Origin of the sequence: Mycobacterium sp. G7A2 (assembly GCF_041902445.1) — a bacterium.
Lineage (GTDB): Bacteria > Actinomycetota > Actinomycetes > Mycobacteriales > Mycobacteriaceae > Mycobacterium.
In genome coordinates this window covers 5,275,712-5,288,123 of sequence record NZ_CP169251.1, presented here as the reverse complement: position 1 = coordinate 5,288,123, position 12,412 = coordinate 5,275,712, and the positions used below count along the sequence as shown (strand labels likewise).

Sequence of the window (12,412 nt, the reverse complement as noted above, 5' to 3'; positions counted from 1 at the left end):
CCGCACTGGATGCAGTCTCAACGTCAGGACAGGTGCGGTCTCGACGTCCGGTCAGGTGCGGTTGAAGCGGGATCCCGCGGCGCCGCTGACCTGGTCCCGCGGCCGGACCACGATCAGATCCAGGTCGACGTGCGCGGGCCGGGAGGCGACGAACCCGATCACCTCGGCGATGTCCTCGGCCACCAGCGGCGTGACCCCCTGGTAGACCTTCTCGGCCCGCTCGGCGTCCCCTTCGAAGCGGTTCAGCGAGAACTCGGTCTGCACCATGCCGGGGGCCACCTCGGTGAGCCGCACCGGCTGGCCCAGCAGCTCGCTGCGCAGCGTGCGGTGCAACACCCCCTGGGCGTGCTTGGCGGTCGTGTAGCCCGCCCCGTTGTCGTAGATCTCCACGGCCGCGATCGAGGTCACGGTCACGATCAGCCCGTCTCCGGAGGCGATCAACTTGGGCAGCAGGGCCTTGGTGACGTGCAGTGTGCCCATCACGTTGGATTCCCACATCCAGCGCCAGTGTTCGACGTCGGCGTCGGCGACCGGTTCGAGCCCACGCGCACCACCGGCATTGTTGACGAGCACGTCCACCCGGTCCAGCCGACCCGCCATGGCGGCCACGGCTTCGGGGTCGGTCACGTCGGCCATGATCGCGGTGCCGTCCAGCTCTGCTGCCAGCGCCGTGATCGGCCCTTCCCGGCGAGCCACACACACCACGTGAAAACCTTGTGCCGCAAGTGTTCTCGCCGTCGCCTCACCGATGCCGGCGCTGGCTCCGGTGACCACCGCGACGCGGCGGGAATCCGATGGCGTGGTCATACCCGACACCTTAGACCCCGCGACGGCCGCCACCGGGGCGCACCGACGGTCGGCGGCCAACCGGGAGTGCAAGGGGTCACCCCGGGTCAGCGGTGTAGACATGACAGTGTGTGTCCCGCCTCCGAACCCACCGGTGCGCCGTCCGCTCTGCCGGCTCCCCGCCGGGTGGCGGTGCTGTCCGTGCACACCTCCCCGCTCGCGCAGCCGGGCACCGGCGACGCCGGCGGGATGAACGTCTACGTCCTGCAGACCGCGCTGGAGCTCGCGCGCCGCGGCGTCGACGTGGAGATCTTCACCCGCGCCACCTCCTCGAGCGACGACCCGGTGGTCCGTGTCGCTCCGGGGGTGCTGGTGCGCAACGTCGTCGCCGGGCCGTTCGAGGGCCTGGACAAGAACGACCTCCCCACGCAGCTGTGTGCGTTCACCGCCGGGGTGCTGCGCGCCGAGGCGACCCACGAACCCGGCTACTACGACGTCGTGCACTCCCACTACTGGCTGTCCGGACAGGTCGGCTGGCTGGCCGCCGACCGGTGGGCGGTACCTCTGGTGCACACCGCCCACACGCTGGCCGCGGTCAAGAACGCCGCGCTTGCCGAGGGGGACTCCCCGGAACCGCCGATGCGGGCGATCGGTGAGCAACAGGTCGTCGACGAGGCCGACCGCCTGGTCGTCAACACCGAGCACGAGGCCCAGCAGTTGGTGTCGCTGCACGACGCCGACCCCGACCGCATCGACGTGGTGCACCCCGGTGTCGATCTGCAGACCTTCACCCCGGGTGACCGGCGGCAGGCCCGTGCGGCGCTGGGCCTGGCGCCTGACGTGCCCACCGTGGCGTTCGTCGGCCGCATCCAGCCGCTGAAGGCCCCGGACGTGCTGCTGCGGGCGGCGGCGCGGCTGCCCGGCGTGCACGTCGTCATCGCCGGCGGGCCCTCGGGGTCCGGGCTGGCCGCCCCGGACCTGATGGTTCACCTGGCCGACGAGCTGGGTATCGCTGACCGTGTGACGTTTCTTCCGCCCCAGTCGCGCGCCGACCTGGTCCGGGTGTACCGGGCCGCCGACATCGTGGCCGTGCCCAGTTACTCCGAGTCGTTCGGGCTGGTCGCGGTCGAAGCGCAGGCGTGCGGCACCCCGGTGGTCGCCGCCGCGGTCGGCGGGCTGCCGGTGGCGGTCCGCGACGGTGTCAGCGGCTCACTCGTGCAGGGACACGACATCGACGACTGGGCCCGGACGCTGGGTGAGGTGTTCGCCCGCGGGCCGGCGTCGATGGGTTCGGCGGCCGTCGAGCACGCCGCCACGTTTTCCTGGGCGCACACCGTCGACGGCCTGATCGACAGCTACGGCCGGGCCATGATCGACCATCAGGCGCGGCATCAGCGCCAGCTGCCCGGGCCGCGCAGCGGACGCCGCTTCTCGAGGCGTCGGGGGGTGCGCGCATGAGCAGCGAGGGCATCGATCCCGGCGAAGTCGCCGCCCTGATCGAGAAGACGCTCAACGAGCACGACCTCGTCTACACCCGCCACGAGGGGGCCCACGGCGGACTGCCCGGGCTGATCGTCGAACTGCCGGGCGAGCGCCGCCTCAAGACCAACACGATCCTGACCGTCGGCGAGCACTCGGTACGCGTCGAGGCGTTCGTGTGCCGCAAGCCCGACGAGAACCACGAGGGCGTCTACCGCTTCCTGCTCAAGCGCAACCGCCGGCTCTACGGTGTCGCCTACACCCTCGACAACGTCGGCGACATCTACCTGGTGGGCCGGATGGCGCTGGCCTCGGTCACCGGCGCCGAGATCGACCGGGTGCTCGGGCAGGTGCTCGAAGCCGTCGACGGCGACTTCAATACGTTGCTGGAGTTGGGTTTTCGCACGTCCATCCAGAAGGAGTGGGAGTGGCGCGTCTCTCGCGGTGAATCGCTGAAGAACCTGCGCGCGTTCGAGCATCTCATCGACGATCAAGACGACGACTGAGCTCACGCGTGAGAGGATTTCCGGCATGGCAGATACCGCGACGCTGATCCTGCTCCGTCACGGCGAGAGCGAGTGGAACGCGCTGAACCTGTTCACCGGCTGGGTCGACGTCGACCTGACCGACAAGGGGCGCACCGAGGCGGCTCGTGCGGGAGAGCTGATCAAGGCCCTCGACCGGCAACCCGACGTGCTCTACACCTCGTTGCTGCGCCGCGCGATCACCACGGCCAACATCGCGCTGGACAAGGCGGACCGACACTGGATCCCGGTGCACCGCGACTGGCGGCTCAACGAACGGCACTACGGCGCGCTGCAGGGCCTCAACAAGGCCGACACGAAGGCCAAGTACGGCGAGGAGCAGTTCATGGCGTGGCGGCGCAGTTACGACACGCCGCCGCCGCAGATCGAGGCGGGCAGCGAGTTCAGCCAGGACAGCGACCCGCGGTACGCCGACATCGGCGGTGGCCCGCTGACCGAGTGCCTCAAGGACGTGGTGGAGCGGTTCGTCCCGTACTTCACCGAGGTCATCGTCCCCGACCTGAGGGCGGGCAAGACCGTGATCATCGCCGCGCACGGCAACTCCCTGCGGGCCCTGGTCAAGCACCTCGACGGGATGTCCGACGAGGAGGTGGTCGGGCTCAACATTCCCACCGGCATCCCGCTGCGCTATGACCTGGACGAGGATCTGAAGCCGACCGTGGCCGGCGGCACCTATCTCGATCCCGAAGCCGCTGCCGCCGGTGCGGCGGCCGTCGCCGCGCAGGGTGCCAAGTAGCGACGCGCACCCGTTCGGCGAACGATGGGTGAACACTGGAAAACGCCGGTCGAAACATCCGTCTTTGCATCTGTGACTTGTCCCGAATTGGCCGCACGCTGCTGGGATGACGTTCACCGAGTTTGTACGCTCGTCGCGTGAGCGTCGTATCGGCGCTGCTGCTGGCAGCGATCGTGGCACTGCTCGCGTTGTCGATCGGTGTCGCGGTCGGGGCGTGGGTGGGACCCCGCCTTCGCGATCAGCGGCAGAGGCGTTTCGCCGAGGAGTCCGGCATCACGGTGTCGCAGATGCTCGTGCACGTGGTGGCTCAGTCCCCGGTCGGGATCGTGGTCGTCGACACCTACCGTGACGTCGTCTACACCAACGAACGCGCGACCGAACTCGGTCTGGTGCGCGAACGGCTGCTGCACGACCGCGCGTGGGCGGCTGCCCAGCGCACCCTGGCCACCGGCGAGGACAGCGAGTTCTCGATCTCCGCGGGCCGACGCAGCAGCCGCCACGCCCGCGCGGGCCTCTCGGTGCGCGGCCACGTCCGCCTGCTCACCGAGGAAGACCGGCGGTTCGCCGTCGTCTACGTCGACGACCAGTCCGAGCACGCCCGGATGGAGGCGACCCGTAGGGACTTCGTCGCCAACGTCAGCCATGAGCTGAAGACGCCGGTCGGGGCGATGGGGGTACTCGCCGAGGCGATCCTGTCCTCGGCCGACGACGAGGACACGGTCCGCCACTTCGCCGAGAAGATGGTGACCGAGTCCACCCGCCTGGCCAACATGGTCGGCGAACTCATCGAACTGTCCCGCCTGCAGGGCGCCGAACGGCTGCCCGACATGGAGGCCGTCGACGTGGACACCGTCGTCGCCGAGGCCCTGTCGCGGTACAAGGTCGCCGCCGACAACGCCGACATCTCGATCACCACCGATGCGCCGACCGGATTCCGCGTGCTGGGCGACCAGACACTGCTGGTGACCGCGATCGCGAACCTGGTTTCGAACGCGATCGCGTACTCGCCGCACGGGTCGTCGGTGTCGATCAGCCGGCGTCGGCGCGGCGACAACATCGAGATCGCCGTCACCGACCGCGGCATCGGCATCGCGCCCGCGGATCAGGAGCGGGTGTTCGAACGGTTCTTCCGCGTCGACAAGGCGCGATCCCGGGCCACCGGCGGCACCGGCCTGGGACTGGCGATCGTCAAGCACGTCGCCGCCAATCACAACGGCTCGATCCGGCTGTGGAGTCAGCCGGGAACGGGGTCGACGTTCACGTTGTCGATCCCGGCCTATCTGCGCCACGCAGATCCCGCTGACGATGACGACGCCGAGATCCACGACATCCCGGACATGGACAACGAACGAGAGGACTAGAACGACGATGACCAGTGTGCTGATCGTGGAGGACGAGGAGTCCTTGGCTGATCCCCTGGCGTTTCTCCTCCGCAAAGAGGGCTTCGAGGCGACCGTGGTGACCGACGGGCCGGCCGCGTTGGCCGAGTTCGACCGCACCGGCGCCGACATCGTGCTGCTCGACCTGATGCTGCCGGGCATGAGTGGCACCGATGTCTGCAAACAGCTGCGGTCGCGTTCCAGTGTGCCGGTGATCATGGTGACCGCCCGCGACAGCGAGATCGACAAGGTGGTCGGACTCGAGCTCGGCGCGGACGACTACGTCACCAAGCCCTACTCCGCGCGGGAGCTGATCGCCCGCATCCGGGCGGTGCTACGGCGCGGCGCCGACGCCGACGACACCGGCATCGGTGACGGTGTGCTGGAGGCCGGGCCGGTCCGGATGGACGTCGAACGGCATGTGGTGAGCGTGAACGGCAGCCCGGTCACGTTGCCGCTCAAGGAGTTCGACCTGCTGGAGTACCTGATGCGCAACAGCGGGAGGGTGCTCACCCGCGGTCAGTTGATCGACCGGGTGTGGGGCGCGGACTACGTCGGGGACACCAAGACCCTCGACGTCCACGTCAAGCGCCTGCGCAGCAAGATCGAGGCCGACCCGGCCAATCCGGTGCACCTGGTGACCGTGCGCGGGTTGGGTTACAAACTCGAAGGCTGACCCGGGTGGGCGACGCTCGTCGCGTCCTCAGCCGGTGACGCCGCCCATGATCTCGGCCACCTCGACGGTGTTGACGCCGGCTTCGACCGACGGGTCGGCCTCGGCGAGGGCCAGCGCCTCGGCCCGGTCGCTGCAGCGCAGCACGCCCAGACCCCAGACGCCTTCCGGATCGGCCACCGGGCCGTAGACCACCACATGGCCGCCGTTGCGCAGCTGCTCCCAGTACGTGACGTGCAGATCCATCGTGTGCTGTTCCTCGTCGGTCAGGGTCTGCGCGAAATCGGCCCGCGGCGGGATCAACCGGACGAGGAAGAGGTTCACTCCGCGGCCCGGGTGGCGGGATGCACGGCGACCAGCCCGAGGCTGCTGCGCCGCTTGCACATCGCCGCGAGCTCGGCATAGGCCTTCTCGCCGAGCAACTCGGTCAGCTCCGGCGCGTAGGACTGCCACACCGGCTTCTTGCCGACGTGCGCCGCCGGGTCACCGGTGCAGTACCAGTGCAGGTCGTGTCCGCCCTCGCCCCAGCCGCGCCGGTCGTACTCGGTGATCGTCGATTTCAGGATCTCCGAGCCGTCCGGGCGGGTGACCCATTCCTGCGTGCGCCGGATCGGCAGCTGCCAGCAGACCTCGGGCTTGAGGGTCAGCGGTTCCACCCCGATCTTGAGCGCCTTGGTGTGCAGAGCGCACCCGATGCCGCCCGGCCAGCCGGGACGGTTCAGGAATATGCAGGCGCCCTTGTACTTTCGGGTGCGCCAGTTGGGCTTGTCGTCGTATTCGTCCATCTCGAGATAGCCCTTTTTGCCCAGGCCCTTGTCCCGGAACTGCCAGTCCTCGTCGGTGAGCAACTTCACCGCGTCGTCGAGTTGGGCGCGGTCGTCGTCGTCGGACAGAAACGCCCCGTGGGAACAGCAGCCGTCGTCGGGGCGGCCTTCGACGGTGCCCTGGCAGGCCGGGGTCCCGAACACGCACGTCCACCGCGACAACAGCCACGTCATGTCGGCGGCGATCAGATGTTCGGGATTGTCGGGGTCGTAGAACTCCACCCATTCGCGGGCGAAATCCATTTCGACCTCTCTGGGGTTCATCGTCTGCTCTTCGCGCAAGCGCTCATCGCAATTCTCCGCTCTTCGCGCAAGCGCTCATCGCCGAACCGGTCACGGTTTCCCACGGTAGACCCATTAAGTTGGACGAGTGCGATTAGGCGTGCTCGACGTGGGCAGCAATACCGTTCATCTGCTGGTGGTCGATGCCCGCCGCGGCGGGCACCCGACCCCGATGAGCTCCACCAAGGCCTCGCTGCGGCTCGCCGAGGCGATCGACCAGTCCGGCAGACTCACCCGTCGCGGCGCCGACAGGCTGATCGGCACGATCGACGAATTCGCCAAGATCGCAACCAGTTCGGGGTGCGCCGAGCTGATGGCATTCGCGACCTCGGCGGTGCGCGACGCGAAGAACTCCGAAGACGTGCTCGCCCGGGTCAAAGGCGAAACCGGGGTGACGTTGCAGGTCCTCAGCGGCGTCGACGAATCGCGGCTGACGTTCCTGGCGGTGCGCCGCTGGTACGGCTGGAGCGCCGGGCGCATCATCAACATCGACATCGGCGGCGGATCGCTGGAACTGTCCAGCGGTGTCGACGAGGAGCCCGACGTCGCGCTGTCGCTGCCCTTGGGTGCGGGGCGGCTGACCCGGGAGTGGCTGCCTGACGATCCGCCGGGCCGCCGGCGGGTCAACATGCTGCGCGACTGGTTGGCCAAGGAGCTGTCCGAGCCCGCCGCCGAGATCGCCGAGGCCGGCGGGCCCGATCTGGCGGTGGCCACCTCGAAAACGTTCCGCTCGCTGGCCCGGCTCACCGGGGCGGCACCGTCGGGGGCCGGGCCGAGGGTGAAGCGGACACTGACCGCGGCGGGGTTGCGGCAGCTGATCGCATTCATCTCTAGGATGACCGCGTCCGACCGTGCCGAGCTGGAGGGAGTGAGCGCCGACCGGGCGCCGCAGATCGTCGCCGGGGCGCTGGTGGCCGAAGCGTCGATGAAGGCGCTAGGTATCGAAAGTGTTGACATCTGTCCATGGGCGTTGCGGGAGGGTCTGATTCTGCGGAAACTCGACAGCGAAGCCGACGGCACTGCACTCGTCGGTGGAGCCGACCCAGCTCGCGGTAATGGTGGTGCAGGTAAATCCACCTCACGGCAGATGTCGGTACGCAATGCTGGACGGTAAGCAGCGAGGCTCAAAGGCAAACAGGCGATGACTGGATCAGATGACCACAGCAGTACCCGGCCGATCTCGGTGGCCGAGCTGCTGGCCAAGAACGGCACGATCGGCGCTCCGCCGGTCGGCGGCAGGCGCCGCCGTCGACGGGGTAACGCCGATGCCGTCACCGTCGCCGAACTGACCGGCGAGATCCCGATCATCCGGCCCGACGAGCCGGAACCGGCCGCGACGGCGGTCGACGAGTCGCCTGTCGCCGCGACCGACACCGTTGCGGACTCCGAGACCGCGCCGGCGTCCAACGGCGAGGTCGGCACGGCCGACACCGAGGTCGAGGCCGCCCCCGACGCCGAGCCGCAAGCCCAGGTCGAGGCCGAACCGGAACCCGAGGCCGAACCGGAACCCGAGGCCGAGCCGGAACCCGAGGCCGAAGCGGAATCGGTCGTCGAGGAGGAACCCGAGGCCGTCCCCGACTCGGACGTCGAACCGTCCACCGGTGAAGACGCCGTGGATGTCGATCTCGAGGACGATTCCGAAGTCGACCTCGAAGACGACTCCGAGGACGACTCCGAGGACGACTACGCCGATGCGGTCGCCGAGTACAGCGCCCGCCTCGAGCACCGCGACGACGAGCCCGCCGAGACGCCCGCGCCGCGCCGATTCGGCTTCGGGCGGCTCAAGCGGTCCCCGGCGCCCGACGTCGATGCCGAGCAGATGAGTCCGGACCCGCTCGACGACACCGCAGCCGAGGTGGACGCCGACACGCTGCTCGAGGGCGCCGACGAAGCCGAAACCGCCGAGGTCGACGACCTGGACAGCGCGGCCGCCGAAGCCGACGTCGACGCCGACCGCGAGGCCGACAGTGCCGTGCGCGACGACACGGCCGACGCCGACGATTCGGGGCTGCCGTCGTACCTGCGCTCCTCGTCCGAGCCGTTGTTCGGCGGCCAGACCGTCGCCGACGACCTGGCCCGACGTGCCGGCTCGTCCCGCGACGACGACGTGGACGGGGACGGTGTGGACATGCTCGAGGAGGACCCGACCCGGGCCCGGCCGATGTCCTCGGTCGCCCACGGGGCCTGGATCGTCGGGCAGAGTGTGCTCGCGGTGGTCTTCGGCGCGGGCCTGTTCGTCGCGTTCGACCAGCTGTGGAAGTGGAACAACATCGTCGCACTGGTGCTGTCGGTGCTCGTGATCCTGGGATTGGTGATCGGCGTGCGGGTGGTGCGCAAGACCGAGGACATCGGCAGCACGCTGATCGCGGTGGCGGTGGGGGCGCTGGTGACCCTCGGCCCGCTCGCGCTGCTGCAATCGGGCTGACGGCCCGCCACATCGTGCGCCCTGCCATCAAGGTCGGTCTGTCGACGGCCTCGGTCTATCCATTGAAGACCGAGGCCGCCTTCGAGTACGCGGCCAAACTGGGCTACGACGGGGTCGAGCTGATGGTGTGGGCCGAATCGGTCAGTCAGGACATCGACGCGGTGGCGGCGATGTCGGAGCGCTACCAGGTGCCGGTGCTGTCCGTGCATGCGCCCTGCCTGCTGATCTCCCAGCGGGTGTGGGGCGCCAACCCGATCACGAAGCTGGAACGCAGCGTGCGTGCCGCTGAGCAGCTCGGCGCCCAGACCGTGGTGGTGCATCCTCCGTTCCGCTGGCAGCGCCGCTACGCCGAGGGATTCGCCGACCAGGTCGCCGAGCTCGAGGACAGCAGCGACGTGATGGTCGCGGTGGAGAACATGTTCCCGTTCCGGGCGGACCGCTTCTTCGGCTCCGGCCAGACCTCGATCGAGCGGATGCGCAAGCGCGGTGGCCTGCCGGGCCCCGGCATCTCGGCGTTCGCGCCGTCCTACGACCCGCTCGACGGCGGCCACGCGCACTACACGCTGGACCTGTCGCACACCGCGACGGCCGGCACCGACGCGCTGGACATGGCCGCCCGGATGGGCGAGGGGCTGGTGCACCTGCATTTGTGTGACGGCAGCGGGGCGTCGACCGACGAGCACCTGGTACCCGGGCGCGGTACCCAACCGACGGTCGAGGTGTGCGAGATGCTGGCCGCGGGCGATTTCGCGGGCCATGTCATCCTCGAGGTGACGACGTCGGGCGCGCGCACCGCGGCCGAACGCGAATCCCTGCTCATCGAGTCGCTGCAGTTCGCCCGCGCGCATCTGCTGCGCTGACACCGAGGACGGCACATTGACGAGCTCGACCCTGTTCACCGATGCCATGGCGCTGACTTCGGCGGGTGACGGCGCCTATGACGGGGTGCTCAACGAGCACTGGACGATCGGGCCGAAGGTGCACGGCGGGGCGATGCTGGCGCTGTGTGCCAACGCCGCGCGCACCGAATACGGCGGTCAGGCCGACGGAGTCGAACCGATCGCGGTGTCCGGCAACTTCCTGTGGGCGCCCGACCCGGGAGAGATGCGGGTGACAACCACGGTGCGCAAGCGTGGCCGCCGGATCGGGTTGATCGACGTCGAGCTGACGCAGGACGGCCGCACTGCCGTCCGTGCGGCGATCACCATGGGGGTGCCCGAGCACCATGTGCCGCCGCTGCTGTCGGACAACCCCGTGGTGCCGTTGATGACCCCGGAGCCGCCGCCGGGCCTGGAGCCGATCGGGCCGGGTCACCGGATGGCCGACATCGTGCACCTGGCCCACGGCTGTGACATCCGACCGTCGTTGACGACGTTCGAGAGGCGCTCCGACGGAGGTCCACCCCTCATCGAATACTGGGTGAAGCCGAAAGGGACCGCCCCGGACGTGTTGTTCGCACTGCTGTGCGGTGACGTCTCGGCGCCGGTGACGTTCGGGGTGAACCGGTTCGGCTGGGCGCCGACGGTGCAGCTGACCGCGTATCTGCGGGCGACGCCGGCCGACGGGTGGCTGCGGGTGCTGTGCACCACCACCCAGATCGGTCAGGACTGGTTCGACGAGGACCACATCGTCGTCGACTGCGAGGGCCGCATCATCGTCCAGACCCGCCAACTCGCGCTGGTGCCGGCCGCGCAGAGCTGAGGTCGCGCGTGCGATGCTGTGCGGCATGGCCAGAATCGCGATCATCGGCGGCGGCAGCATCGGGGAGGCGCTGTTGGCGGGGCTCCTGCGGGCCGGCCGGCAGGTCAAGGACCTGGTGGTCGCCGAGAAGAACTCCACGCGGGCGCAGTACCTGGCCGACAAGTACTCGGTGCGGGTGACGTCGGTCCGCGACGCGGTGGACACCGCGACGTACGTCGTCGTCGCCGTCAAGCCCGCCGATGTGCAGAACCTGATCGGCGACATCGCCGACACCGCGGCGCAAGCCGAGTCCGATTCGGCCGAGCAGGTCTTCGTGTCGGTCGCTGCGGGGGTGACGACCGCGTTCTACGAGAACAAGCTGCCCGCCGGGGCGCCGGTGGTGCGGGTGATGCCCAACGCGCCGATGCTGGTCGGCGGTGCGGTCAGTGCGCTGGCGCCCGGCCGGTTCGCCACCGCCGAGCACCTCAAGGAGGTCTCCGCACTGTTCGACGCCGTCGGCGGCGTGCTGACCGTCGACGAGTCCCAGCTGGACGCGGTGACCGCGGTCTCCGGCTCCGGGCCGGCGTACTTCTTCTTGATGGTCGAGGCGCTCGTCGACGCCGCCGTGGCCGCTGGGCTGCCGCGATCGGTGGCCACCGACCTGGTGACGCAGACCATGGCCGGTTCGGCGGCGATGCTGCTCGAGCAACTGGACCGGACCGAGTCCAACGGCAGCGCACAGATGGGCTCGATGATTGACACCTCTGCGGCGCAGCTGCGCGCTACTGTTACCTCACCGGGCGGCACTACCGCCGCTGGGCTGCGGGAACTGGAGCGCGGCGGTTTGCGCTCGGCGGTTGCCAGCGCTGTCGAGGCCGCGAAAACGCGCTCTGAGCAGCTCGGAATTACATCCGAGTAGTTCATGAATTTCGGACTGATTAGCCCACACCCGTCGCAGTAACCCCACCTGCCACGCTATTCTCCCAGTGGTAAGCACGGGTCGGTGCCAGCAGTGGGGAAGCTGCTGGAACTGCCCGTGCCTGATGGATTGGGTTGCGATGACGTCTATGAACGGGCCATCGGGCCGGGACTCGACCGGCGGGAAGGCGGCGCGCGACGCCGGCCAGTCCGACGGACAGCCCCGCGCTCAGTTTCTGACCGTCGCCGAGGTGGCGAGCTTGATGCGCGTCAGCAAGATGACGGTGTACCGCCTGGTGCACAACGGCGAGTTGCCTGCGGTCCGGGTCGGTCGCTCGTTCCGGGTGCACGCCAAGGCCGTCCACGACATGTTGGAGAGCTCGTACTTCGACGCCGGCTGAACACCGCTCACGCCTGGATCCGCCGTCTGCCGGTCGGCTCTCACGGAGCCGCGGCTGACGGTGGATTTCGGCGTGACGATGGTCGTTAGGTAATGTGGCCTGTCGAGGCCGGCACCGGTTCGCACGGTGTTCGAGACGTTTTCAACCAACTTAGGTAGCGGAGTTCATGGGTTCTGTCATCAAGAAGCGGCGCAAGCGCATGTCGAAGAAGAAGCACCGCAAGCTGCTTCGTCGCACGCGGGTGCAGCGCAGAAAACTGGGCAAGTAGTCCGTTCGCCCGGCCG

Annotated in this window: 15 protein-coding genes; 12 read left to right on the top strand and 3 right to left on the bottom strand. The window is 69.0% G+C overall.

Annotated elements, in window-relative coordinates:
• Window positions 1-51 precede the first annotated feature (51 nt).
• Complete coding sequence (locus ACEWX3_RS25130; protein ID WP_207066813.1) at window positions 52-807, bottom strand: SDR family oxidoreductase; 756 nt, start codon at window positions 805-807, stop codon at window positions 52-54.
• Window positions 808-915: 108 nt separating this feature from the next.
• Between ACEWX3_RS25130 and mshA the strand changes: the two genes are divergently transcribed.
• From mshA to regX, 5 genes are all read left to right on the top strand, one after another.
• Window positions 916-2,244 carry a D-inositol-3-phosphate glycosyltransferase gene (gene mshA / locus ACEWX3_RS25125; RefSeq protein ID WP_374158019.1) on the top strand — a complete coding sequence of 443 codons (1,329 nt, stop codon included), beginning with the start codon at window positions 916-918 and terminating at the stop codon, window positions 2,242-2,244.
• Window positions 2,241-2,771 carry a YbjN domain-containing protein gene (locus ACEWX3_RS25120; protein WP_207066811.1) on the top strand — a complete coding sequence of 177 codons (531 nt, stop codon included), beginning with the start codon at window positions 2,241-2,243 and terminating at the stop codon, window positions 2,769-2,771. The genes mshA and ACEWX3_RS25120 overlap by 4 nt, the downstream gene beginning before the upstream one ends.
• A gap of 25 nt (window positions 2,772-2,796) precedes the next feature.
• On the top strand, window positions 2,797-3,546 hold the full coding sequence (locus ACEWX3_RS25115; protein ID WP_374158018.1) for a phosphoglyceromutase: 750 nt from the start codon (window positions 2,797-2,799) through the stop codon (window positions 3,544-3,546).
• A 137-nt stretch (window positions 3,547-3,683) separates the two neighbouring features.
• On the top strand, window positions 3,684-4,907 hold the full coding sequence (locus ACEWX3_RS25110) for a sensor histidine kinase (protein WP_374158017.1): 1,224 nt from the start codon (window positions 3,684-3,686) through the stop codon (window positions 4,905-4,907).
• 7 nt (window positions 4,908-4,914) lie between these two features.
• Complete coding sequence (gene regX, locus ACEWX3_RS25105) at window positions 4,915-5,601, top strand: two-component sensory transduction protein RegX (protein WP_152515372.1); 687 nt, start codon at window positions 4,915-4,917, stop codon at window positions 5,599-5,601.
• Window positions 5,602-5,628: 27 nt separating this feature from the next.
• On the opposite strand, the gene ACEWX3_RS25100 is transcribed toward regX, so the two are convergent.
• Window positions 5,629-5,922: a YciI family protein gene (locus tag ACEWX3_RS25100; protein ID WP_374158016.1), complete on the bottom strand. Its 294-nt coding sequence runs from the start codon at window positions 5,920-5,922 to the stop codon at window positions 5,629-5,631.
• Window positions 5,919-6,686, bottom strand: a complete 768-nt coding sequence (locus ACEWX3_RS25095) for a hypothetical protein (RefSeq protein ID WP_221350923.1) — start codon at window positions 6,684-6,686, stop codon at window positions 5,919-5,921. The genes ACEWX3_RS25100 and ACEWX3_RS25095 overlap by 4 nt, the downstream gene beginning before the upstream one ends.
• A 106-nt stretch (window positions 6,687-6,792) precedes the next feature.
• Between ACEWX3_RS25095 and ACEWX3_RS25090 the strand changes: the two genes are divergently transcribed.
• The 7 genes from ACEWX3_RS25090 to ACEWX3_RS25060 all read left to right on the top strand — a co-directional run bounded on the left by ACEWX3_RS25090 (window position 6,793) and on the right by ACEWX3_RS25060 (window position 12,396).
• A complete protein-coding gene (locus tag ACEWX3_RS25090) occupies window positions 6,793-7,818 on the top strand; it encodes a Ppx/GppA phosphatase family protein (protein WP_207066806.1) in 1,026 nt (341 codons plus the stop codon).
• 27 nt (window positions 7,819-7,845) lie between these two features.
• Window positions 7,846-9,129 carry a hypothetical protein gene (locus tag ACEWX3_RS25085; protein WP_374158015.1) on the top strand — a complete coding sequence of 428 codons (1,284 nt, stop codon included), beginning with the start codon at window positions 7,846-7,848 and terminating at the stop codon, window positions 9,127-9,129.
• Between the two features lie 14 nt (window positions 9,130-9,143).
• The gene (locus tag ACEWX3_RS25080) at window positions 9,144-9,989 is read left to right on the top strand and encodes a sugar phosphate isomerase/epimerase family protein (protein ID WP_374158014.1); all 846 of its coding nucleotides are present in this window, start codon (window positions 9,144-9,146) and stop codon (window positions 9,987-9,989) included.
• A gap of 16 nt (window positions 9,990-10,005) precedes the next feature.
• Entirely contained in the window at window positions 10,006-10,830 is an 825-nt protein-coding gene (locus ACEWX3_RS25075; protein WP_207066803.1) for a thioesterase family protein, read from the top strand.
• Between the two features lie 25 nt (window positions 10,831-10,855).
• On the top strand, window positions 10,856-11,728 hold the full coding sequence (gene proC / locus ACEWX3_RS25070) for a pyrroline-5-carboxylate reductase (RefSeq protein ID WP_207066802.1): 873 nt from the start codon (window positions 10,856-10,858) through the stop codon (window positions 11,726-11,728).
• A 139-nt stretch (window positions 11,729-11,867) separates the two neighbouring features.
• Window positions 11,868-12,128: a helix-turn-helix domain-containing protein gene (locus ACEWX3_RS25065; protein ID WP_207066801.1), complete on the top strand. Its 261-nt coding sequence runs from the start codon at window positions 11,868-11,870 to the stop codon at window positions 12,126-12,128.
• A gap of 166 nt (window positions 12,129-12,294) precedes the next feature.
• A complete protein-coding gene (locus ACEWX3_RS25060; protein ID WP_003402602.1) occupies window positions 12,295-12,396 on the top strand; it encodes a 30S ribosomal protein bS22 in 102 nt (33 codons plus the stop codon).
• Window positions 12,397-12,412 lie beyond the last annotated feature (16 nt).

Bases quoted from the DNA above. Each gene is read 5' to 3' on its own strand.
- ACEWX3_RS25130 (WP_207066813.1), bottom strand. From the start codon at position 807: ATGACCACGCCATCGGATTCCCGCCGCGTCGCGGTGGTCACCGGAGCC.
- ACEWX3_RS25120 (WP_207066811.1), top strand. From the start codon at position 2,241: ATGAGCAGCGAGGGCATCGATCCCGGCGAAGTCGCCGCCCTGATCGAG.
- ACEWX3_RS25115 (WP_374158018.1), top strand. From the start codon at position 2,797: ATGGCAGATACCGCGACGCTGATCCTGCTCCGTCACGGCGAGAGCGAG.
- regX (WP_152515372.1), top strand. From the start codon at position 4,915: ATGACCAGTGTGCTGATCGTGGAGGACGAGGAGTCCTTGGCTGATCCC.
- ACEWX3_RS25095 (WP_221350923.1), bottom strand. From the start codon at position 6,686: ATGAACCCCAGAGAGGTCGAAATGGATTTCGCCCGCGAATGGGTGGAG.
- ACEWX3_RS25085 (WP_374158015.1), top strand. From the start codon at position 7,846: ATGACTGGATCAGATGACCACAGCAGTACCCGGCCGATCTCGGTGGCC.
- proC (WP_207066802.1), top strand. From the start codon at position 10,856: ATGGCCAGAATCGCGATCATCGGCGGCGGCAGCATCGGGGAGGCGCTG.
- ACEWX3_RS25065 (WP_207066801.1), top strand. From the start codon at position 11,868: ATGACGTCTATGAACGGGCCATCGGGCCGGGACTCGACCGGCGGGAAG.
- ACEWX3_RS25060 (WP_003402602.1), top strand. From the start codon at position 12,295: ATGGGTTCTGTCATCAAGAAGCGGCGCAAGCGCATGTCGAAGAAGAAG.